A 22,535-nucleotide genomic window follows, 5' to 3' on the forward strand; every position below is an offset into this window, starting at 1 on the left:
CGTTCACTTTTATCTTGATTCAAGTTATTTTACTTTTTATCAATAAGATCGACCACTGTTCCATGGCCTTGATTCAGGTCACCATCAATCTTTGAAACCTCATCCATATCGCGAGTGCACAAGATACGGGAGCATTGCGACCTGATAAAAGGCAGAGACCAGACCGAGTTGAGACCAGAGGCCCAGTACTCTGCCAAACTGTGCCTCTTGACGTTGCCGACAACCATATTCAGATATGGCGACACGACAATATCGCCGTTTGCGTGCACAGCGACATGAGTTGACAAGCGCTTTGAATCAGCNTANCGGACCAAGTGGTCCACGGGATCACCCCATATCAAGGAGACAGAACAGCCGAAAGAGCCTTTCTGCAGTCTTCTGATTTTCCGTACTAAGCTGTCATGCTGATCGGCGTCAGGAACTATATCGCTGTGGCATCTTGCCCGTCCAAGCAACATCATAGGCTGGACCCTGAGTTCGACCCGATCGGCCCAATTGCGCTCGANGCGGCCACTGTCGTGGAGCAACTGCTCAATTAATTTAATTTCTTCTACGACATTGCATATATTAAAGGATGTCGGAGAGAAAGCAATCTGCAAATGAAGGTCTGTATGGCGAAGCACATTGTCTATAGCGCGAATTGCACCATCATAAGCACCCTTGTTGCCCCGGAGCCTGTTATGGCTTCCTTTGTTGCCATCGAGGCTAATCTGAATGCCANNNAGACCNCACTTCTCGAGATCGCTAGCTANCTCCCGATCAAGCAGCATCCCGTTCGTCACAAGGCCGACATTGACTTTACCTGTCCGCAGCTCTTCAAGCGCCCCCATCACAAGGGAGGCCCTGAGAAGCGGCTCTCCGCCGCAAAAGCAAAAGCTATAGGGCCTTTTGACTGCAACCGATCGAACGAAGTCTAAGACCTCCCCGTCTCCCATCTCGTCTTTCATGACACAGTTCTCGCCGCTACTGTTGTAGCAATGCAAGCAACGGAGGTTGCACCGATTAGTGATGTCAAAGGCGACGTGATGGGGGAACGACACCACACCGACGTAGGGGTTCATGACGCCTTCTCAAGACGAGAAGCGACGACCAAGAACAAAGAGCCGCCATCGCCGCAATTGTTGGGCACCTCGAGCACACCGCAAATCTTCAAGTCAGAGGAAGGCATGCCCACCCGGCTCAAACCATCGAGTTCCTCTGAGCTGCAAAGGGCAACGAGCCTTCGGACCTTCGCGAATCTGTCATAGAAGCAGAAAACAGTCTCAATGGCCTTGCCGACGGCCCCGGTAGGGAGGTTGCAGCACAGCACCTCGACTGAGCCGCTCAGAATCTCGTCGGTCGCCCTGGTTACAACGTAGCCCTCTACTTTGCTCGCAATATCGGACCTGAGCAGGAAAAAGTCGAAGTCCTCACGAAATAGAATCGACCGGGCCACAAGGGGGCTTGAAAGCGTGCATACAGGAAAATTGCAGGAACGAATGCGCAAGTTATCCTTTGGAGCATCCTTGTCGAAACGCTCCCAATCGAAAGACAGAAGCTCCCTAATGTCGTCTGCAGTCAGATGGACAAAGTCCGGACCATCGGGTAAGACCTTGCGGACCACCCNCATTGCGGTCATCTGGTCGAGGCAGTCCAAGACATCTTGCTCAATACTCCTACTGTCCTGGTTGCCATAACCGGCCTTTACATTGCTTTGTATGGCAGAGACCTTGCTGGCGCGGGGACATTCCATAAGAACCCTGTAGGCGCTCTCGTTGACGATAACGGGCTCGTTTCCGGTTACCGCAAACAGCAGAGAGTGAAATCCGCTCTTTTCTTCGCGGTCGTACACAATCTCGCTGCAGACAACGACATCGTTCGGCGTAATGCTCATGACATCAACCCCTTTTTGAAGAAGATAGGCCGATGGACGCAACACCGTACGATTATTGTTTATTGCCGGTGGTATCGGAACCNNACTGNGACAAGGTACCAGGTTGTTTTGTCACACGCAGGGAGTATATTTTCGCCGCGAAAANTATTGTGCTGGGGACTACCAGCGANANTCTTGCTGCCACCTCTCAGAACAAACGCCCGGACAACGCTGGATGCNCNGCGATGCGAACCTTTGGTTTCCTTTGACCGTTAAATATCAGGCAGTTATAAGGAAAACTATGATGAGCAAGCCAAAGGCCGCTTTAACGGCTCTTTCCGCCGCGGCCCTTATCGTCCTTGCCGGGTGCTCGGGCGCCGGAAACACAGCCGATCTCAAAGCCCGTGTGGCCGCCCTCGAGGAGCGGGTAGGGGCCCTGGAGGGCGTCTCGGGCAACCAGGAGGCACAGGACACCGACAGGTCTAAGAAAAAGGCCGAGGATAAGGTGGGTCCCGATGCCGTTAAGTTTACTCNTCTCTGTTTTCAGGCGTCGGTTTCACTCGGCGGCCAGCTGGGCCTCCATAACGTCGAGCAGGGCGTTCATGCGTCGCTTGGCCCGGTGGGCGTATAGGCGCTGCATAATGCGGCCGTTGAGCGAGCCCAGCCTCGTGGGGGCCTCAAAGGACTCCTCGTAGGAGACCAGAGCGCCGCCTCCTGCGGATTCCACCTCGTAGCGCACCCGGTTGACGCCGTCCGCGCTCGTGAAGGACGCCTCGTACAGGTGCGGGGCGTCAAAGGCCTCCACCCGCACCTTGACCGAACGCGAAGCGCCCAGCTTGGTACGCATGGACTTGGTGTAGGCGGTTCCCCGACGGATGCCCGCAGGCCCCGGCTTACGCCCCGCCTGCTCCATGTCGGCGGCAACGGAGCGCTCGATCAGCGCAAAGACGCGCTCGGGAGNGGCGGCAACCGCCCGCTGCACCCTCATGCCGANCTCCCNGANCGAGAGCCGGCGCGAAGGCGGCGCGGGGCGCGGACCATGAAAGCGGCGCCCGCGGCCGCAACGACAAGACCGCCCACCAAAAGGGGCGCATCGGTCGTGCCTGCAGGGGCGAAGGCGGCGGAGGCCAGCACAAAGAGCATGCCGACGACCACGACGAACGCAGACCACGAGCGCTTGCCCATGGGGCCTCCTCTCTCAGGGGGCGGGCACCCGCGAGCGCCCGCCCCGTCACACAATGCTGATACGGCTTCGCACAGTGTCAGTGCGTCGCTACTGGTCGAACTTCTCCTCCGCCGCGGCCTCGGCGGCGGCGTCACGGTTGGCAAGGAGCACGAACGGCGTCCAGATGGCAAAGGAGATGGCGAGGTTGAGCAGGGCCACAAGGCCTGCGATGACGTTTCCTCCCGTGGCGAAGAAGGCATAGAGGCCCACGGGCATGATCCAAGGCACCTGGATGAAGACGGGCGGAATGATGCCGGNAGCGGTGAAGAGGTAGGCCACGACCGTGGCAACCACGGGCACGAGCAGCCAGGGGATGAGGTAGAGCGGGTTCAAGACGATGGGCATGCCAAAGACCACAGGCTCGTTGATGTTGAAGACGCCCANGGGGGCAGAGAGCTTGGCGATGGTGCGAGAGTCCTCGCGGCGCGAGAAGGCGAACACAGCGATGAGCAGGCCGAGGGTGATGCCGGAGCCGCCCATCATGGTGTAGGCGTCAAAGGAGCCGCGGGTCCACAGGTAGGGCATCTGGGAGACGTCGTGGGTGGCGTTCNACACCTGGAGGTTCTCGAGCAGGGCCGGGGTGTAGATGCCCTCGGTGATGGGCGCCATGACGTTGGAGCCGTGGATGCCGAAGAACCAGAACAGCTGCATGAGGAAGTTGGTGAGGACGACGGCGAAGAAGCTCTGGCTCATGCCCAAAAGCGGCTTTTGGATCATCTCGCTGATGACCGCGTTGGGGTACTCGCCCGTGAGGTTCACGCACACCTGGGTGACGATGGCGCAGACGTAGATGGCCAGGCAGCCGGGGATGATGGNCGTGAAGGCGTTGGACACGGCGGGCGGAACGTTCTCGGGGAGCTTGATGGTGATCTTCTTGAGCGTGAGCTCCACATAGATCATGGTGGACACCATGCCAANGATCAGGCAAGTNAACAGGCCCGTGGCGCTCGTAAGCTCCGTGGAGATCATGCCTGCGCCGGTGACCGCCAGGCTCACGGCGCCGTCGGCCTCCGTCACGGCGAGGCCGGCTGCCTGCAGCGCGGGCACGGCGTCGGCGCCCACCTCGGGCAGCACGTAGGAAAAGGCCGGCGCGAGGTTCATCGTGCACACGACTGCCGACAGGGCTATGACGCCGCCGGCGATGGCGTTGACCCCGTAGGACCGCGAGAGGTGGTACCCGAGGGAGAACGTGAAGCACAGGCCGAGAATGGCGAGCGAGCCATTCCACACGAAGCCGTTAATGGAGATGAGCTGGGCACAGGCCTCGGTGAAGGCGTTGCCCTCGCCCCACCACATGGCGGGCAGGTCGCGAAAGAAGACGTTGAGCAGAACGGCGATGGAGCCCACCATGGTCACGGGCATGATGGAGATGAAGCCGTCGCGGATGGCCACGAGGTGACGCTGGTTGCCGATGCGGGTGGCGATGGGCATGAACTTGGTCCCCATCCAGTTCATGAACCCCTTCATGGGCGATGCCATGGGATACCTCCTTGGGTCCGGTCGCCTAGCCGATAAGGGCGAGGGCNTGGTCGAGGACGGNGGCGCCGTTCATGGCGCCGTAGGTGCGCATGTCGATGACGTCCACCGGGGTGTCGCCGGCAAGGACGCGCATCTTGTCGAGCATGAAGCGCGCCTGGGGGCCGAGCAGCATCACGTCGGCCTCGCCCACGTTCTCGGCGGCCTTGGCNTCGGCGACGGCCCGGATGCGNGCCTCGACNCCGCGCCTCTCCGCCTCCTGCTCCATCTTCTTCACGAGCATGCTCGTGGACATGCCTGCGGAGCACACGAGGAGGATGTTGGTCGTGGCGGGTCCTTTCATGGTCGTGGGCCAAGGCCCTGGCCTCTCATCGGCCGGCCGCGGCAGACCGTTGGTTCACGGCGGGGCGCGCCCTCCCCTACCGGGAGAACTGCGGGAGGTACTCCCCGTGGGCGCGGAGAAGCTCGTCGACGACGGCGACGGACGTCGACTCCGTGGGGCAGAGCGGGTTCTGGGCGAGGGCGGCCACGGCGAGGTCGCGGTCGCCGGTGCCGGCGGCCTCCACGACGAGGCGCTCGAANCCCNTGATCATGTGGACCGGGCCGGCGATGCGAGGGNTGAGGCGCCCGGTTGCCAGGGGCTCGGCCCCGTCGGCCGTGATGCGGCAGGCCACCTCCACGGCGCTGTCGTAGGGCAGGTCGGCGATGCACCCGCGGTTGCGGACGTCCACGTACTGGATGTCGCCGGCGCCGCTGTGGATGGAGGCGAGCAAGTCGCAGGCGNCGTCGCTGTAGCGGGCCCCGCCGCGCTGGGCGAGCTCGGGAGGCTTCACGTCGAGGCGCACGTCGCGGTAGGTCGCAAAGAGCGTCTCCTCGAGGCGGCCCACCACCTCGCCGCGGACGTTGCCGGTCCGGAACTCGTCCAGCTCCTCGGCGAGTTGCTCGGCGGTGTGGAAGTAGTAGTCGTGGTAGGGGCACGGGATGGCGCGGATGCCGCGGATGAACTCNGGCGAGTAGGGCTTGGCCGCGAAGTTGTTCATGGCCAGCGTCTCGTCGTCGGCGATGNTGGCGTAGCGCNCCACGGCCTCGTCCATGACGGAGCGGCCGTCCACGAGGACGTCGGTGGCGAAGACGAAGTGGTTGACGCCCTGAAGCCTGAGCTCGAGGCGGTCCTCGCCCACGCCCATGATGGCGGCTATGCCGGCGCGCATGTTCNCCGGCANGTTGCAGAGGCCGATGGCGCGCTGGAAGTCCGTCTGGGTGAGGACGGCCTCCTCGATCATGCCNGNCGGGTTTGAGANGNTGACCATNCAGGCATCGGGNCAGAGCTCCTGGATGTCGCGGACGAACCCCAGGATCACGGGGATGGTGCGGAAGGCCTTGAACATGCCGCCGGCGCCGTTNGTCNCTTGNCCCATGATGCCGTGGGAGAGCGGGATGCGCTCGTCGAGGATGCGGGCCGGGAGACGCCCCACGCGAATCTGGGTGGTGACGAAGTCCGCCCCCTCGAGGGCGCGGCGGCGGTCGAGGGTGGTGGCGACCCTCATGGGCACGCCGGCGTGCTCCACCATGCGGCGGGCTAGGGCGCCCACGGTCTCGAGCTTCTCCTCGCCCTCGGGGACGTCCACGAGCACGAGCTCGGAGACGGGCAGGCGGTCGTGCCGGAGGATAAGCCCCTCCACGAGCTCCGGGGTGTAGCTGGAGCCTCCACCGATGGTGACGACCTTGACGCCGTTGCCGTTTGCCATGGCTATGCCTCCTCGACGAACGTGAACGGGACCCAGGAGTCGAGGCAGTCCAGGAGACGGGCCTCCGAGTCCTCGACGGTGGCGACGACGTTGCGGGTGCCGTCGTTGGGGATGGGGCGGCGCACGACCTGGAGCTCGCCCTTGTAGCGGCCGCCGCGCTCGTTGACCACCACGACGTCGCCGGGTTCGAGGTCGCGGGTGTCGTGGGCCGGGAAGTCGCGGTCGGCGAAGACGACGCGCGAGGCGGTGCTGCGGAACAGGTAGGGGGAGAGGTCGCCGCGGACGCGGTGGGCGAAGGCGAGCACGTCGCGCTCGGCGTCGCCCACGGAGGGGACCGGGGCCACGGCCATGGCCACGGTGCCGGGCCGGGCAGCCGCGAGGGCGGCGAGCTCGTCGTCGGTGGCGAAGCAGTTGGAGACGAGCAGGTCGTCCACGAGCCCGAGGGCGTACAGGTGGCGCGCCTGGAACGAGACCGGGAGGCCGCGGTGCATCTCGAGGGTGGGCAGGCCGTCCGCGCCGGGCCAGGGGCCGAAGGCGCTGGGGGCCGAGCTGGAGACGAAGGCGGCGAGCCTCACGCCGGCGTCCTTGGCACGGGCGCTCTCGCGGACGAGGAAGTCGAGGCCGAGGCCGGTATAGCGCTGCGGAAAGAAGTTGTGGCAGGCCTGGAGCCGGCCCTTGTCGGCACCGCAGGCGAGGGCGGCCTCGAGGGAGCCGTCGGCGGTGGAGGCGTTGAGCTCGACGACGAGGCAGTGGGGATCGGCGGTCATGGCCGCGACGTCAGGGCCGCCAAAGCCCTCGTCGAGCCGGATGCCGTCGGCGCCGGCCTCGGCGAAGAACGAGAGGTCGTCGGGTCTGGCACCCACACGGGAGAAGACGGCCGGTGCGACGTCGAGGACGACCTCCATGCCGTGGTCGTGGCACACCCGGGAGAGGGCCGAGAACTCCCCCGCCAGCGACGCGCGGTCGCCCTCGGCGGAAANCAGGCAGCTGAAGACGCGGGTGCACCCGTGGGCCGCAGCCCGCTCCACATAGGCGGCGTTGCGCTCGAAGGAGGCGTGCTCGGGATAGAGCGATATTCCGATGGCCATGGGCCCTCCCCCCCCATACGGGCCGGCATCCCGGCGCCGTCGNTTTTTGAANCGGTTCAAATNTGACTCCATGAATGTACAGCAGGGGGACACCACAGATTTGAACCGATTCAATTCAGACGGCGAGCGGTGGGTAACCAGGCCCAAGCGGCATGGGCCCGGGCCGGCGGGTGCCGGCAGCAGGCGGTTCCTCCTCTCCGCACCTGAACGCGGTTGGGGGCGACTCCCCCGGCGGACCGGCGTCGAAATCTGCCCCCAACCGTGTTCAGGGACGCCGAAATCGCCCCTACCCACGTTCAGGTGCGGTGAAGGTGCGAAGAAGGTCGCCCCTGTTCGCGTTCAGGTGTCGAGAGAGGGGTCCCGGGGCGTCAGGCCTCGAAGCCCTTGTCGTCCGCCAGGCCGGAGCCCGTGGCCGCCGAGACCGCCAGCTGATCNCACCGCTCNTTGNGCTCGTGGCCGGCATGGCCCTTCACCCAGACGTAGCGTACGTTGTGCGGCCTCTCGGCGGCGATGAGGCGCTCCCACAGGTCCACGTTCTTCACGGGCTTCTTGGAGGCCGTCTTCCAGCCGTTGCGCTGCCAGCCGCGGATCCACCCCTTCTCATGGGCGTTCACGAGGTACTGGGAGTCGCTGTGGAGCTCCACCTCGCAGGGGCGCTTGAGCGCCTCGAGGGCGGCGGCGGCGGCCATCATCTCCATGCGGTTGTTCGTCGTGCGCCGGAAGCCCTGGGAGAGCTCCAGCCGGTGCTCCACGCCCGCGGCGTCCNCAAAGAGCAGCACGGCCCCGTAGCCTCCGGGGCCCGGGTTGCCGCGGCTCGACCCATCCGTATAGACCGTCACCCTGTCCATCACTGGCCGTCCCCCTCCTCGTCGAGGAACGCGCCGGTCTGGCGGTCCCACAGCATCTCGTAGGCGCCGCCGGCCCCTACGAGCTCCCCGTGCGTGCCGTCCTCCACGACCTTCCCGTCCTGCAGCACCACGATGCGGTCCAGGCTCGCCACGGTGNACAGGCGANGCGCGNCGACGATGCTCGTGCGCCCCTCCATGAGCGTGGCCAGGGCCTCCTGGATGAGCCTCTCGCTCTCGGAGTCCAGGGCACTCGTGGCCTCGTCTAGCACGAGGATGGGCGCGTCGGTGAGGATGGCGCGGGCGATGGCCACGCGCTGGCGCTGACCGCCCGACAGCTTGACGCCACGCTCCCCCACCATGGTGTCCATGCCCTGGGGAAGGCGGTCGATGAACTCNAGCGCGTTGGCGCGCTCGGCGGCGGCGCGCACCTCCTCGTCGGNGGCATCAGGGCACCCGTAGGCGATGTTGTCGCGGATGCTGCGGTGGAACAGCAGCGGCTCTTGCGGCACGTAGGAAATGGAGCGGCGCAGGCTCGCCTGGGCCGCCGCCGAGACGTCCTGGCCGTCGATGAGGATGCGGCCGCCCTGGAGGTCGGCCAGGCGCAGGAGCAGCGTGGTGAGTGTCGTCTTGCCCGAGCCGCTGCGGCCCATGAGGCCCACCCGCTGGCCGGCGGGCACGTGGAGCGTGAAGTCCGAGAAGACGCGGTCCTCGTCNTCGGCGTCAGGGTAGTGGNACGTGACGCCCTCGAAGTCGATGGNCCCCTCGGTCACCTCGAGGGCCGGCGCGCCGGGGGCGTCGGCCACGAGCAGCGGCTCGCCCAGGGCCACCGTGAGGTCGTAGGCGTCGCNGAAGGCGCGNTTGAGCGTGGNGAAGGTGGACGACNGGCGGTTGAACTGCATGGTGAGGCTGTAGGTGTAGTTGAACATCATCACGAGCACGCCCGGCGTGACGCCGAANCACGCGTTGCCGCCCGCCACGAACACCGTGCACGCGGCCATGATGAGCACGATGATGGAGCNCGTGGCAGCGCCGCAGCGGATGTTGGCGCGCATGCGGCGGGAGTCGGCGGCGCGCACCTCGCGGCTGGCGTCGTCGAAGCGCCCACGCTCGTAGTCCTCGCGGCCGCTCGTCTTGACGGCNATGATGTTGGTGNCGGCATCGGCCAGCTGGCNCGAGAGCCGGTTGCCCGCCGCCGCGGCCTCTGCATTAGCCGGCAGGATGCGGCTGTAGAGCCGGTAGANCACGCACACGTAGACCACGAGGAACAGCGAGAGCACGCACACGTACACCGGGACCTCCGCCGCCAGCAGGCCGATGGTGAACACCACGGCCGAGCAGATGGGGATCACGGCGTACTGCAGGCAGTCCATGAGGGTGGTGTAGGCGCCGCAGAAGCGCTGCACCTGGGAGACGAGCGACCCGCCGAACCGGTTGGCGTAGAACGTCATGGACTGGTTGGAGAGTGTGTCGAAGGCCTGGGTGGTGAGGTCGTAGGTGGCCAGGATCTCGACCTTGGCGGTGAAGTAGTCCTGCAGCTTGGAGCAGGCCTGGCCCACGGCGTTCACGGCCACCAGCGCGGCCATGACCGGTCCGAACACCGGCAGGACGTCGGCGGCGGCCGTTCGCCCCTCGCTCACGCGGTCGATCACGAGGCCCATGAGGTACGGGTTCATGTAGGAGAGGAAGAACACGAACCCCAGGCTCGAGAGCACCGCGCCCACGAACCAGGGCAGGTGCCTGGCGGTGACGGCCCAGTAGTGGCGGAGGGTCTGCCGGGTGACGTCGGACGAGACCTTCAGGTTGGGTGACGCGGCGCGCACGGGCGCTCCTTTCGGTCGCGGGCCGAGAAGGCCCCACCTGCCGGGACGGCGGGCGGGGCCTGGCCCTGCAGGGATGCAGGCGGTGCGGGAGGGACCGGGGCCTAGGCCTCCGGGCACTCCAGGAACGCCTTGTAGCCGCGGTAGGCCTCGAAGACGTCGGCCTTGGAGACGACCTCCCAGAGGGAGTGCATGGACAGCACGGCCACGCCGGAGTCGATGACGTCCATGCCGTAGTGGGCCATGAGGTAGGCGATGGTGCCGCCGCCGCCCGCGTTCACGCGGCCGAGCTCGCAGGTCTGGAACGCCACGTCGGCGCCGTCCATGATGGCGCGCACCTGGGCCACGTACTCGGCGTCGGCGTCGTTGGAGCCGCTCTTGCNGCGNGACCCCGTGTACTTGTTGAAGCAGAGGCCGCGCCCGAGGAACGCGGAGTTCTTCTCCTCGAAGCGGTCGGCGTAGGCCGGGTCGAAGCCCGCGGAGACGTCGCTCGAGAGCATGCGGGAGTTGGCCAGNGCGCGGTGCAGGCGCAGCGACCCGCCCTCGCCGGCGAGCTCCATGAGCTCGGCGACGGCGTTCTCGAAGTAGAGGGCGTCCATGCCGGTGGCGCCCACGGAGCCGATCTCCTCCTTGTCCACGAGCAGGCAGGCGGAGGTGCGGCGCGGCGCCTCGACGTCGAGCATGGCGCGGAGGGACGTGTAGGCGCNCACGCGGTCGTCGTGGCCGTAGCCCAGAATCATGGAGCGGTCGAAGCCCATATCGCGGGCGGGGCCGGCCGGGACCACCTCGAGCTCGGCGGACAGGAGGTCCTCCTCCTCGATNCCGTAGCGGTCGCCGAGGATCTGGAGCAGCAGGCCCTTGACAGCCTCTCCCTTGGCGTCGTCATCGTCGCCGGAGCCGTCCACGAGGGGCCGGCCGCCCACGATGACGTCGAGCTTCTCGTGCTCCACGGCCTCGGCCATGGGCTTCTTCATCTGCTCCTGGGCGAGGTGGATGAGGATGTCGGAGATACAGAACACCGGGTCGGCGGGGTCCTCGCCCACGACCACGGGCACCACGGAGCCGTCCTTCTTGGCCACGACGCCGTGGATGGCCAGGGGCGTGGCCACCCAGAGGTTGGCCTTGAGGCCGCCGTAGTAGTGGGTGTCGAGNAAGGCGAGGTCGGCCTTCTNGTACACAGGGTTCTGCTTGACGTCCAGGCGCGGGGAGTCCACGTGGGCGCCCAGGATGTCCATGCCGGCCTCGATGGGCTCGGTGCCCACGCAGAACAGCGTGAGGGCCTTGCCGCGGGTGTTCACGTAGAGGCGGTCGCCCGGCTTGACGGCGCGGCCGGCGGCCACGGCGTCGGCGAGGTCGGTGTAGCCGGCGGCCTCGGCCAGGCGCACGGAGGCGGCCACGCACTCGCGCTCGGTCTTGTTCTCCGAGATGAAGGTGCGGTAGTCGGCGGCGAGGGACTCTAGGTCGGCGAGCTGCCTGTCGTCGTAGCGGTTCCAGGCGCAGGGACGTTCCATGGTGGGTGCCTTTCTCTCTGTGCTCGACATTAGGTGGCAGGGGCGGCCTCCCCCGTCCTGCGGGAGGCCGCCCCGGGTGCGATGCGGTGTGGACGCCCTAACCCGCCAGGTGGCGGGCCGTCTCGGCCGAGATGCGGCGGGGCTGCTCGAGGCCGTCGACGGACTCCTTGGTGACCTCGACGCGCACGACGTCGGGCTCGGAGGGGATGTCGAACATGGTGTCTTGGAGGGTCGCCTCGCAGATGGCCCTGAGGCCGCGGGCGCCGGTGCCGCGCTCGAGGGACTTGGCGGCGATCTCGGTCAGGGCGTCGGGCTCGAAGTCGAGCTGGACCCCCTCGATCTCGAACATCCGCCGGTACTGCTTCACCAGGGCGTTCTTGGGCTCGGTGAGGATGTCCNCGAGGTCGGACTCCGNGAGATCCTTNGTGTTGGTGACCACGGGGATGCNGCCNATGAACTCGGGGATGAGGCCGAACTTGTGCAGGTCCTGGGGGCTCACCTGGGCCATGAGCTCGTCCTCGGACTCCTCCGTACGGGTGCCTAGGTCGGAGCCGAAGCCGATGCCCTTCTTGCCGATGCGGTCGGCCACGATCTTGTCGAGGCCCACGAAGGCACCGCCGCAGATGAACAGGATGTTGGTGGTGTCGATCTGGATGAGCTCCTGCTGGGGGTGCTTGCGGCCGCCCTGGGGAGGCACCGAGGCCACCGTGCCCTCGAGGATCTTGAGCAGGGCCTGCTGCACGCCCTCGCCCGAGACGTCGCGGGTGATGGAGAAGTTCTCCGCCTTGCGTGCGANCTTGTCGATCTCGTCCACGTAGACGATGCCCACCTGGGCGCGCTCGACGTCGCCGTCGGCGGCGTTGATGAGCTTGAGCAGGATGTTCTCCACGTCCTCGCCCACGTAGCCGGCCTCGGTGAGGGTGGTGGCGTCGGCGATGGCGAAGGGCACCTCGAGGAACCGCGCGAGGGTCTGGGCGAGGAGCGTCTTGCCGGTGCCGGTGGNCCCCANAAGCNGGNTGTTGCTCTTGGCGAGCTCCACCTCGCCCTCGCCGTCGTCGGCCGCGGCCGCCGCGCCAAAGGACAGGCGGTCGTCCGCCGGGGCGGTGNCGGGGGCGCCCGTCATGATGCGGCGGTAGTGGTTGTACACGGCCACCGCCATGGCGCGCTTGGCGTCCTCCTGCCCCATGACGTACTGGGACAGCTCGTCGTAGATCTCGTTCTGGGTGGGCATCTCGTCGATGAGCATGCCGGCCGGGGACTCCGGGCCGTCGAGCTGCTCGGCCTCGTTGATGATGTCGGAGCAGGTCTCCACGCACTCGTCGCAGATGTAGACGCCGTCGGGCCCCTGGATGAGCTTGTCCACCTGGTCGCGGCTCTTGCCGCAGAACGAGCAGTGCAGCTCGCCGTCACCGTTGCCCTTCTCGAAGTCGCTCATAGGCTAGTCCTCGCTCGCGTCTGCGCGGCTGGTGATGACCTTGTCGACGAGCCCGTACTCGAGGGCCTCCTGGGCGCGCATGTAGTTGTCGCGCTCGGTGTCGGCCTCGATGCGGTCGAAGGGCTGGCCCGTGGCGTCGGAGAGCATCTGGTTGAGGTGCCTGCGCAGGTAGCTGGTCTCCTCGGCCACGATGCGGATGTCGGTCTGCTGGCCCTGGACGCCGCTGGAGGGCTGGTGGATGAGTACCATGGAGTTGGGTAGCGCGAAGCGCTTGCCCTTGGCGCCGGAGGCCAGGATCATGGCGCCCATGGAGGCGGCCATGCCCACGCAGATGGTGGAGACGTCCGGCTTGATGTAGTTCATGGTGTCGATGATGCCCAGGCCGGAGTAGATGTCGCCGCCCGGCGAGTTGATGTAGAGGGCGATGTCCTTGTCCGGATCCTGACTCTCGAGGTGCAGGAGCTGGGCGATCACCAGGTTGGCGGAGTTGGGGTCCACCTGCTCGCCGAGGAACACGATGCGGTCGTTGAGCAGGCGGCTGTAGATNTCGNANGNGCGCTCCCCGCGGGGGGTCTGCTCGATGACGTAGGGGATGTTCGGGATGTTGGTGGGCCTGTGGGTCATGTCGCACCTTTCCNCCCGATAAGGCGGTCGGGCGCCCCGGACCGGGGCCCCCGACCGCCATGACCGGGACTGTCTTAGTTGTTGGCGCGCTTCTCGGCAANCTCGNNGACCTCGGTCACCTGGGNGTTGTCGAGCAGCCAGGAGACGGCCTTGGAACGACGGATGGTCTGGCGCACGGCGGGCATCTGGCCCGACTCGGCGAACTCCTTCATGGCCTTCTTCACGGCCTTGTCGGAGTCGTAGACGTCGGAGAACTCGGCCTTGACGTCGTCGTCGGTGACCTCGATGGCGAGGTGCCTGGCCAGGGCGTCGAGGGCGATGGACTGACGGGCGTGCTCGGTGGCCTGGAGCTGGAGGTCGGCCAGGAGCTGGTCGATGGTGATGTGGCGCATCTGGAGGANGGAGTCCACCGTCTGACCCTGGGCNTGGAGGTCGNAGACGAACTGGCGGGCGATCTCGTCGTGGACCTGCTTGACGTAGTCCTCGGGCACGGTCTCCATCTCGAGGCGCTTCTCGAGCTCGGTGACGGCGCGCTCCTCCTTGAGGGCGGGCAGGTTGCGGTCCTTGTCGCCCTTGATCTCGATGGACACGGCGTCGCGCAGGGCGTCGAGGCCGTCGAAGCCGAAGACGTCCTTGGCGAAGTCGTCGGTGAGCTCGGGCACGACCTTGACCTTGATGTCGTTGACCTTGACCTTGATCTTGNCGGTCTGGNCGNCGTCGCCCTCGCCCTGGGTGAACTCGACCTCCTTCTCGTCACCCGGCTTCATGCCCACGAGGGCCTCCTCGAGGGCCTCGGGGAGCATGCCGGCCTCGGTGGCGNGCATGCGGTTCTCGCCGGCGAGACGCTCGCCGTTCTCGATGTCCTCGACGTCCACGTTCACGAAGTCGCCCGAGACCACGNCNTGGTCGCCGTCGGCGTCCTCAAAGCGTGCCTGGTAGCCCATGAGGACGTCGAGCTGCTGGTCGATCTCGGCGGTGGTGGCGTCCGCNGGGGGCATAGAGATGGCGACGGGGTCGTAGGGGCTGAGCTCGGCCTCGGGGATGAGGTTGACGGTGACCTTCACCGTGTAGTCCTGCTTCTCCAGGGCGGACTCGAGGTCCTCGCNGAAGTCAACGTCGCCCACGGGCACGACGTCGAGCTCGTTGAGCACGAGGGGCTCGGCGGCGGAGAGCAGCGCGTTGGTGGCGTCGGCCATCACGGCCTCGCGGCCCACGGCGGCGTCGATGACGGGGCGCGGGGCGCGGCCCTTGCGGAAGCCCTGGAAGTTGTAGCGCTTGGCAATGTCCTTATAGGCCTTGGCGACGGCCTTGTTCACGTCGTCGGCGGGGATGGTGACATCTGCGGAAAGCTTGGAATCGACGGGATCCCCTGCGGTGACGGTGATGTTCAACGTTCCTCCTGAAAAGTCTTTGCCGCGCCATGCGGCTACCCGGGTGCCAGAATGCACCTAGCTTCACGGAGGTACATTGTGCGCCAAGTGGACGCCAACGTCAAAAAAGGGGCGGCCGCTCCACAAAGGGCCCCGGCCGCGGCGGGCCCCCGGTAAGCGCCGGGGGCCGGGTGCGCAGATGGTGCGGGCGAGAGGGCTCGAACCTCCATGGACAGGGTCCACTGGAACCTAAATCCAGCGCGTATGCCAGTTCCGCCACGCCCGCATGCAAGGGCATTCTAGCAGAGCGGCCCCCAGAGCCCCTGCGCTCCCGAGCCCCGCGCGAACCCCTGTGCCTGAAAGCGATTGAGGGCGCCCCTATCCGCTTTCAGACGGATAGGGGCGCTGAGGAAACGTCCTTGTCTGCGCAGGCCTAAACAATGCCCTGGGCGTACATGGCGTCGGCCACCTTGAGGAAGCCGGCGCAGTTGGCGCCCACCACGAGGTTGCCGGGGGCGCCGGCCGCCTCGGCCGCCGCCGAGGCGGTGGCGTAGATGTTCTCCATAATGCCCTTGAGGCGGGAGTCCACCTCCTCGAAGGTCCAGGAGAGGCGCTCGGAGTTCTGGCTCATCTCGAGGCCCGAGACCGCCACGCCGCCGGCGTTGGCCGCCTTGCCGGGGCAGAAGGCCACTCCGTTGGCGATGAGGTACTGGGTGGCGTCGAGGGTGGTGGGCATATTGGCCCCCTCCCCCACCACCTTGCAGCCGCTGGCCACGAGGGCCTCGGCATCGTCGATGAGGAGCTCGTTCTGGGTGGCGCAGGGCAGCGCGACGTCGCACGGCACGGACCATACGCCGCGGCCCTCGTGGTAGGTGGCGCCGGGACGGGCCTCCACGTAGGCGGTGAGGCGCTCGCGGCGGCGCTCCTTGACGTCCTTGAGGAGCTCCACGTCGATGCCGTCGGGGTCGTGGACCCAGCCGGAGGAGTCGGAGCAGGTGACCACGGCGGCGCCGAGGGCCTGTGCCTTCTCGATAGCGTAGATGGCCACGTTGCCGGCGCCGGAGACCACCACGGTCTTGCCCTCGAGGGAGTCGCCCTTGTCGGCGAGCAGGGTGTCGACGAAGTAGACGAGGCCGTAACCGGTGGCCTGGGTACGGCAGAGCGAGCCGCCGAAGGAGAGGCCCTTGCCGGTGAGCACACCGGAGAACTGGTCGCGGATGCGCTTGTACTGGCCGAAGANGTAGCCNATCTCGCGGCCGCCNACGCCGATGTCGCCGGCGGGCACGTCGGTGTCGGGACCGATGTGGCGCTGGAGCTCGGTCATGAACGACTGGCAGAAGGCCATGACCTCGCGGTCAGACTTGCCCTTGGGGTCAAAGTCGGCGCCGCCCTNGCCGCCGCCCATGGGCAGGCCGGTGAGGGCGTTCTTGAAGATCTGCTCGAAGCCAAGGAACTTGAGGATGCCGAGGTTCACGGACGGGTGGAAGCGCAGGCCGCCCTTGTAGGGGCCGATGGCGCTGTTGTACTCCACGCGGAAGCCGCGGTTGACCTGGACCTTGCCGTCATCGTCTGTCCACGGCACGCGGAACATGACCACGCGCTCGGGCTCCACGATGCGCTCGAGCNGGCCGGTGGCCTCGTACTCGGGGTGGGCGGAGACGGCGGGCTCGATGGACTCCAGGACCTNNGTGGCGGCCTGGACGAACTCGGGCTGGTCGGCGTAGCGGGTCNTGAGCNCGCCGACGACACGCTCTGTATAAGACATGGGGCTCCTCTCGAAGCAAGGCTTGGGGCCTGGCAAACGCTTATCTGAGCATAAGGAGGGGTCAAATGGGCCCGCGGCAGCGCCCGGCTTCCGGTAACAGGATGGATACGGCGGCCGGGCGCCGGCGGCCGCGCTATACTCATGGACCTGACGGGGCGTGGCGCAGCTTGGTAGCGCATCTGCTTTGGGAGCAGAGGGTCGCTGGTTCGAATCCAGTCGCCCCGACCAGAAGACGCACGGGCGTCGGGTCCATGGCCCGGCGCCCGCTCTGCCCTTCATGGGCCCACGCGGCCCGCCGTAGGCTATACTGCTTGTGTTTGCGGGCGTAGTTCATCGGTAGAACCTCAGCCTTCCAAGCTGATGAGGCGGGTTCGACTCCCGTCGCCCGCTCCATACGACAGACCCAGGGCGTCCCGGCAGCGGGGCGCCCTTTCTCGTGGCCCGGCTGTCCCAACACCCGGACACTTTTGTCCCAATGGTCGGGCACTTTTGTCCCAACTGTGGAGGACGGAGGCACCCGCCCCCCCCCGACGGCAGCCACAGCCTTCCCGTCCCATCAGCAGCGCAATAGAGCGAGTGACAGATGGGCCAGGCACCGCTGTCACACGTCACACGCCGCGGCGCCCACGCAAGACATGCCAGGCCGCCTTTTCCGGGCGCCCGGGCAAACCCGCCCGGCAGAGACGGCGCAGACGGGTAGCATGGGGCGTGTGCCACCGGCGCAACACTCGGCCCACCGACCCGGAGCAACCATGACCCAGAGCAGACTCGGACGCACCCTCGTGATCGCCAACCCCGCCGCCCACAGCGGCAAGGGGGCCGGCGCAGTGGACTTCGTGGAGCGGTTCCTCCACNGCTACGACAACGCCACCTCCGGCTTCAAGGTGGTGCGCACCGAGAAGCCCGGGGACGCCCGCAGGCACGCGTCCAAGGCGGCCGNCAACGAAACGGTGATCGCCCTNGGCGGCGACGGCGTGATCCATGATGTGGTGAACGGCCTCATGGCGGTGCCCAAACCCAAGCGCCCGCGCCTGGGCATCATACCCANGNGGTCGGGCAACGANTACGGNCGCACCCTNCNCATGGCCCTCAACGACCCCATGGCGAGCCTCGGCCAGGTGACCAACGGGACCCCCGTGGCGCTGGACCTGGGCGAGGTCAACGGCGAGTACTTCTGCGAGACATGCTCCNTCGGCCTGGACGNCGCCATCGCCCTGGACACCATGGGCACGCGCACCAAGAACGGCCTCGCCGGTACCAGACTGTTCGCCAAAAGCGGCTACCGCATCCTCTCCGAGCACAGCGACGGCTGGCACTACGAGATGCGTGTGGACGGCGGCCCGCGCAAGGAGGGCCGGGAGATCATCTTTGCCTGCCAGGTGGGCCCTACCTACGGCGGTGGGTTCAGGGTGTGCCCGGAGGCCTCCCCCGTCGACGGCAGGCTGGATCTCTGCCGCAACGTGCGCATCCCGGGCAGGGCCGCGACGCTCGCGCTGTTCACCGGCGCGCGCTTTGGCATGCACGCCGGNNCCGACGCGGTGGAGATCGCGCCGTTCTCCCGCATTCGCGTGGAGTTCGACGAGGAGCCCCCGGCCCAGGTGGACGGCGAGCCGCTGCACGGCAGGGTGTTCGACGTGCGCTGCGAGCCCAGCGCGCTCGAGGTGCTGGTGCCCAACTCCTTTGAGTGGCACCCCGATCCGGTGACGGTGGACAAGCCGAGCATGACCGAGGGGCTGCTCGGCTCCANGCTGGCAGGCAAGCTGCGAGGCGAGTAGGCCGGGCGCGACAAGGTACCGGACCGGTGCCGGCGGTGGGTCTCGGCGGTGGGGCTCGGCGGCGGAGCTGGCGGCGTTGGCCGGTGTACGAGACCGCGATTCCAGGTCGNTTCCGAGGTCTCCCGGCTCGCCATCCTCGTCCAGAACGGCCTGAAATCGTGATTTCAGGCCGATAAGGACGGCCGCTCGACCAAAGACACCGTCTGCAACCGCGATTTCCGGACGCCGCANGCGGCAAGCGCNGCCGGACGGCGCAGGCCCTCCCCCGCTGCCGCTATGATGGGGGCCAGGGAGAAAAGGGAGGGACGCACCANGGTAGAACGCCAGTCGGCCATCGACATCGTCTGCGGCNNCTACGACCNCCTCCCCGGNACCGAGGCCAAGGTGGCCGACTTCGTGGTGCGCAACGTGAGCCGCGTGCCGTTCCTCTCCGTGCGCGAGATAGCCGAGAGCAGCGGCACCTCCGCGGCCACGGTGTCNCGCTTTGTGAGACACATCGGGTTCGACAGCTTCTCCGACCTCCGCATGACCATCGCTGCGGAGGAGGGCGAGGGCGCGGACGGACCCAAGACGCCGGCCGCCGCGTCTGTCTCCACCGCGGACGTGTCGGGGTCGCTCGAGCTCATCCTCGAGACCAAGGTCTCGGAGCTCCGCGCCACGGCCCGCGGGCTCGACCCCGCCGTCGTCTCCCGGGTGGTCGACCTCGTCCAGAACGCCGACTCCGTGGTGTTCGCCGCGGTGGGCAACTCCATCCCCGTCTGCGCCAACCTGGCGTTCAAGCTCGGGCAGATTGGCGTCCGCTGCCAGTGCCCCGCCACCACCGAGTCCATGATCCTGGCCTCGCTCTCCCTCCGGCCCACCGACGTGCTCGTGCTCGTCTCGTCGTCCGGGTACTCGCGGCGCCTCGAGACCATCCTCGACAACGCGGAGGACAGCTCCACCCCCGTGGTGCTCGTNACCTCANACCCCGCCGCACCTTTCGCCCCGCGCGCGGACTGCGTGCTCCACACGGTGTCGCGGGACCACGCCNTCTCGAGCAGCCAGTTCTCGTCGCACATCTCGGCGGACTTCGTGGTGGAGGCGCTCTTCCTCCTCGTCATGACCGGCCGCAGCCAGGCGCTCGAGCACGCCCGCATGGAGCACAAGTCGCTGGGTCGCGACAAGATGTCGACGCCCACGATGAGCTGATTCCCCCTCTTTATCACTAACTGAATACAATCCAACGCTCACCGGTTGAAACCTACCGCTGGCGGTCCTCAGGCCCGTTCTGAGACGTTGTTTCATTCTCTTCTGCATAATGAAACACAGTTTCAGCAAGCACACAGGGCCACCCGGCCCAAGGACCGTTGGAGGGAGAACCATGAAGATCGTCGGAATCTGTGCCTGTTGCAGCGGGATCGCCCACACCTACATGGCGAGGGAGGCGCTCCTGAACGCGGCGGACGACCTCGGCGTGGACATCCACATCGAGACCCAGGGCACCATCGGCGTGGAGAACGAGCTCACGCCCGAGCAGATCGCCGAGGCCGACGCCGTGCTTCTGGCCGTGGACGTGCACGTCGAGGGCCGCGCGCGCTTCGAGGGCAAGCGCGTCATGGAGATCCCCACCGACATCGCCATCAAGGCGCCCCGCCAGGTGCTCAAGAAGATCCAGGCGGAGCTCTAGGAGACCGCCCCGACCCTTACCTTCCCGTACGAGAAAGGCCCACCATGGCTTCAAAGAAGATAAAGGTCCAGTTCAAGCAACCGGTCCTCACCGCCATCAGCTACCTTTTGCCCCTCATCGTCGCCTCCGGCCTCCTCATCGCCATCGGCAACCTCTGCGGCGGCAGCAACGTGGAGAGCCTCGAGGGTATGACCGTGCCCGACGCCCTCACCNCCGTCGGCGTCTTCGGTATGGGGCTCATCCCCGCGTTCATCTCGGGCTACATCGCCTACACCCTGGCCGACCGCCCCGGCCTCGCCCCCGGCTTCCTCATGGGCATGATCGCCTCGTTCCTGGGCACCGGCTTTTTGGGCGGCCTCATCGGCGGCTTCATCGCGGGCTACATCGCCCTGGCGCTCGTGACCTACCTCAAGGTCCCCAAGTGGGCCCAGGCACTCATGCCCATGATGATCGTGCCCACGATCACCGCCATCCTCGGCGCCCTCATCATGCTCTTCGTCATCGGCGAGCCGGTCATGGCCCTCACTCAGGCCCTCAACGACTTCATCGTCGGCCTCGACCAATCCGCCAAGCTCGCCTACGGCTTCATCATCGGCTTCATCGGCTGCATCGACTACGGCGGGGCCATCTCCAAGGTCCCCAACCTCATCTGCGACGGCCTGCTGGCCGACGGCATCATGGAGCCCGAGGGCATCAAGGTGCTCGCCGCCATGGTCCCGCCCTTCGGCGTCACCCTGGCGTGGCTCTTCTCCAAGTGGTTCCACAAGCCCATCTTCAACAACGAGGAGGTCGAGAACATCAAGGTGGCCTTCCCCATGGGCCTCTGCATGATCTCGGAGGGCGTCATCCCCATCGCCATGAACGACCTGGTGCGCACCGTCTGCGCCACCTCCATCGGCTGCGGCGTCTGCGGCGCCATCAGCTTCTTCTTCGGCAACGCCAGCCCCGTGCCCTCCGGCGGCGTCTTCGTGATCCCCGCCATGAGCGAGCCTCTCGTGGCCGTGCTGGCGCTGCTCGCCGGCACCCTGGTCACCGGCACCATCCTCTTCCTCCTCAAGAGGCGCATCGACCCCGACGCGGTGGACATCGACGGCAACTTCGAGGAAGAGGAGCTCGACCTCTCCGAGTTCAAGCTCTCCTAACCAGGCACCATCCCGGCGGCCCCGTGGCCGCCGGGTATTCCCTACGGACCCATACCGTTTGAAACGCAAAGGAGTACCACCCATGCTCGTCAACATGAAGCAGATGCTCTCGGTGGCCAAGGACAACCACTTCGCCGTGGGGGCCTTCAACATCAGCGAGTCCAACCTCGTCCGCTGCGTGGTGGAGGCCGCCGAGGCCAACGACGCCCCCGCCATCATCGCCGTGCACCCCACGGAGCTCGACTACTGCAAGGACGACTTCTTCAAGTACGTCATCGCCCGCATCTCCAACAGTCCTGTGCCCTTTGTGCTGCACATGGACCACGGCGACTCCATCGAGAGCTGCATGCGCGCCATCCACGACGGCTTCTCCTCCGTCATGATCGACGGCTCCTCGCTGCCCTTTGAGGAGAACGTGGCCAAGACCGCCGAGGTAGTCCGCTACAGCCACATGGTGGACGTATCGGTGGAGGGCGAGCTGGGCACCATCGGCGACACCGGCACCTCCATCGAGGGCGGCATGACCGAGGTCATCTACACCGACCCCGCCAAGGCGGCACAGTTTNTGAACGAGACCGGCATCGACAGCCTGGCCGTTGCCATCGGNACCTGCCACGGCCTCTATCCCAAGGGCGTGACGCCCAAGCTGCGCATGGACGTGCTCGAGGAGATCACCCACGTGGTGGACGTGCCCCTGGTGCTGCACGGCGGCTCGGGCAACCCCGACTCCGAGATTGCCGAGGCCGTGCGCCTGGGTATCGCCGAGGTCAATATCTCCAGCGACTACAAGAGCGCNTTCTNTGAGAAGNCCCGCGAGGTGTTGAGCCGCGAGGGCTCGGGATGGGACCCCAACAACCTTTTCCCGGAGTGCATCGACGCGGCCAAGCAGGTGCTCACCCAGAAAATGGAGCTCCTGGACAGCTGTGGCAAGGCCGCCATCTACCGCGCNCAGTGCACGCCGCAGTGGAGGCAGGCACTGGTGTAGGGCAACCCGCCGACACCACGACTACGAGAACGGCCCCGCACGCAGCTGCGTGCGGGGCCGTTCTGTGTGGCAGAGACAGGAGAGGAGCGTGGCGCCGGGCGACGGCCCGGCCGGGAGGGGCGCGACCGCGGCCCGTCCCCCCCTGCGCCTGAAAGCAGCTGAGGGCGCCCTCAATGGCTTTCAGGCGCCGGGGGGGGGACGGCGGGAG

Annotated in this window: 18 protein-coding genes and 3 tRNA genes; 7 read left to right on the plus strand and 14 right to left on the minus strand. The window is 66.6% G+C overall.

Features of this window, described 5'->3' with window-relative positions; translation table 11 throughout:
- Positions 1–29: 29 nt before the first annotated feature.
- The 14 genes from JX283_RS08780 to gdhA form a co-directional block, all read right to left on the minus strand.
- Complete coding sequence (locus tag JX283_RS08780) at positions 30–1,061, minus strand: radical SAM protein (RefSeq protein ID WP_204829171.1); 1,032 nt, start codon at positions 1,059–1,061, stop codon at positions 30–32.
- 1,347 nt (positions 1,062–2,408) lie between these two features.
- A complete protein-coding gene (locus JX283_RS02380; RefSeq protein WP_204829172.1) occupies positions 2,409–2,840 on the minus strand; it encodes a DUF3284 domain-containing protein in 432 nt (143 codons plus the stop codon).
- Between the two features lie 285 nt (positions 2,841–3,125).
- Positions 3,126–4,556, minus strand: coding sequence for a PTS sugar transporter subunit IIC (locus JX283_RS02385; protein ID WP_239652432.1), 1,431 nt, complete (start codon positions 4,554–4,556; stop codon positions 3,126–3,128).
- Positions 4,557–4,581: 25 nt separating this feature from the next.
- On the minus strand, positions 4,582–4,896 hold the full coding sequence (locus tag JX283_RS02390) for a PTS sugar transporter subunit IIB (protein WP_204829173.1): 315 nt from the start codon (positions 4,894–4,896) through the stop codon (positions 4,582–4,584).
- A gap of 76 nt (positions 4,897–4,972) precedes the next feature.
- Entirely contained in the window at positions 4,973–6,301 is a 1,329-nt protein-coding gene (locus tag JX283_RS02395) for a 6-phospho-beta-glucosidase (protein ID WP_204829174.1), read from the minus strand.
- 2 nt (positions 6,302–6,303) lie between these two features.
- Positions 6,304–7,389 (minus strand): DUF871 domain-containing protein, encoded by a 1,086-nt coding sequence (locus JX283_RS02400; protein ID WP_204829175.1) that lies wholly within the window; start codon positions 7,387–7,389, stop codon positions 6,304–6,306.
- A gap of 368 nt (positions 7,390–7,757) precedes the next feature.
- Positions 7,758–8,237, minus strand: coding sequence for a ribonuclease HI (gene rnhA / locus JX283_RS02405; protein ID WP_204829176.1), 480 nt, complete (start codon positions 8,235–8,237; stop codon positions 7,758–7,760).
- Positions 8,237–10,057 carry an ABC transporter ATP-binding protein gene (locus JX283_RS02410; RefSeq protein ID WP_204829177.1) on the minus strand — a complete coding sequence of 607 codons (1,821 nt, stop codon included), beginning with the start codon at positions 10,055–10,057 and terminating at the stop codon, positions 8,237–8,239. Before JX283_RS02410 ends, rnhA begins: the two co-directional genes overlap by 1 nt.
- Before the next feature lie 101 nt (positions 10,058–10,158).
- On the minus strand, positions 10,159–11,565 hold the full coding sequence (locus tag JX283_RS02415; protein WP_204829178.1) for an aminopeptidase: 1,407 nt from the start codon (positions 11,563–11,565) through the stop codon (positions 10,159–10,161).
- Between the two features lie 97 nt (positions 11,566–11,662).
- Entirely contained in the window at positions 11,663–13,000 is a 1,338-nt protein-coding gene (gene clpX, locus JX283_RS02420; RefSeq protein ID WP_204829179.1) for an ATP-dependent Clp protease ATP-binding subunit ClpX, read from the minus strand.
- Positions 13,001–13,003: 3 nt separating this feature from the next.
- Complete coding sequence (locus tag JX283_RS02425; protein WP_204829180.1) at positions 13,004–13,624, minus strand: ATP-dependent Clp protease proteolytic subunit; 621 nt, start codon at positions 13,622–13,624, stop codon at positions 13,004–13,006.
- 74 nt (positions 13,625–13,698) lie between these two features.
- Complete coding sequence (tig, locus tag JX283_RS02430; protein WP_204829181.1) at positions 13,699–15,015, minus strand: trigger factor; 1,317 nt, start codon at positions 15,013–15,015, stop codon at positions 13,699–13,701.
- Between the two features lie 179 nt (positions 15,016–15,194).
- Positions 15,195–15,280 (minus strand) — tRNA-Leu (locus JX283_RS02435).
- 147 nt (positions 15,281–15,427) lie between these two features.
- Entirely contained in the window at positions 15,428–16,759 is a 1,332-nt protein-coding gene (gene gdhA, locus JX283_RS02440; RefSeq protein ID WP_204829182.1) for an NADP-specific glutamate dehydrogenase, read from the minus strand.
- A 151-nt stretch (positions 16,760–16,910) separates the two neighbouring features.
- Between gdhA and JX283_RS02445 the strand changes: the two genes are divergently transcribed.
- The 7 genes from JX283_RS02445 (at position 16,911) to JX283_RS02475 (ending at position 22,327) form a co-directional block, all read left to right on the plus strand.
- Positions 16,911–16,987, plus strand: a tRNA-Pro gene (locus JX283_RS02445).
- Between the two features lie 91 nt (positions 16,988–17,078).
- A tRNA-Gly gene (locus JX283_RS02450) sits at positions 17,079–17,152 on the plus strand.
- Between the two features lie 359 nt (positions 17,153–17,511).
- Positions 17,512–18,534 carry a diacylglycerol kinase family protein gene (locus JX283_RS02455; protein WP_204829183.1) on the plus strand — a complete coding sequence of 341 codons (1,023 nt, stop codon included), beginning with the start codon at positions 17,512–17,514 and terminating at the stop codon, positions 18,532–18,534.
- Positions 18,535–18,810: 276 nt separating this feature from the next.
- Positions 18,811–19,722 (plus strand): MurR/RpiR family transcriptional regulator, encoded by a 912-nt coding sequence (locus JX283_RS02460; RefSeq protein WP_204829184.1) that lies wholly within the window; start codon positions 18,811–18,813, stop codon positions 19,720–19,722.
- Between the two features lie 172 nt (positions 19,723–19,894).
- Positions 19,895–20,200, plus strand: a complete 306-nt coding sequence (locus JX283_RS02465; protein WP_204829185.1) for a PTS fructose transporter subunit IIB — start codon at positions 19,895–19,897, stop codon at positions 20,198–20,200.
- 44 nt (positions 20,201–20,244) lie between these two features.
- Positions 20,245–21,342 (plus strand): PTS fructose transporter subunit IIC, encoded by a 1,098-nt coding sequence (locus JX283_RS02470; protein WP_204829186.1) that lies wholly within the window; start codon positions 20,245–20,247, stop codon positions 21,340–21,342.
- A gap of 82 nt (positions 21,343–21,424) precedes the next feature.
- A complete protein-coding gene (locus tag JX283_RS02475) occupies positions 21,425–22,327 on the plus strand; it encodes a ketose-bisphosphate aldolase (RefSeq protein ID WP_204829187.1) in 903 nt (300 codons plus the stop codon).
- Positions 22,328–22,535 lie beyond the last annotated feature (208 nt).

The organism is Olsenella sp. CU969 (assembly GCF_905219715.1).
GTDB lineage: Bacteria > Actinomycetota > Coriobacteriia > Coriobacteriales > Atopobiaceae > Granulimonas > Granulimonas faecalis.

Coding starts and splice junctions, on each gene's coding strand:
- JX283_RS02465 (WP_204829185.1), top strand. CDS start 19,895: ATGAAGATCGTCGGAATCTGTGCCTGTTGCAGCGGGATCGCCCACACC.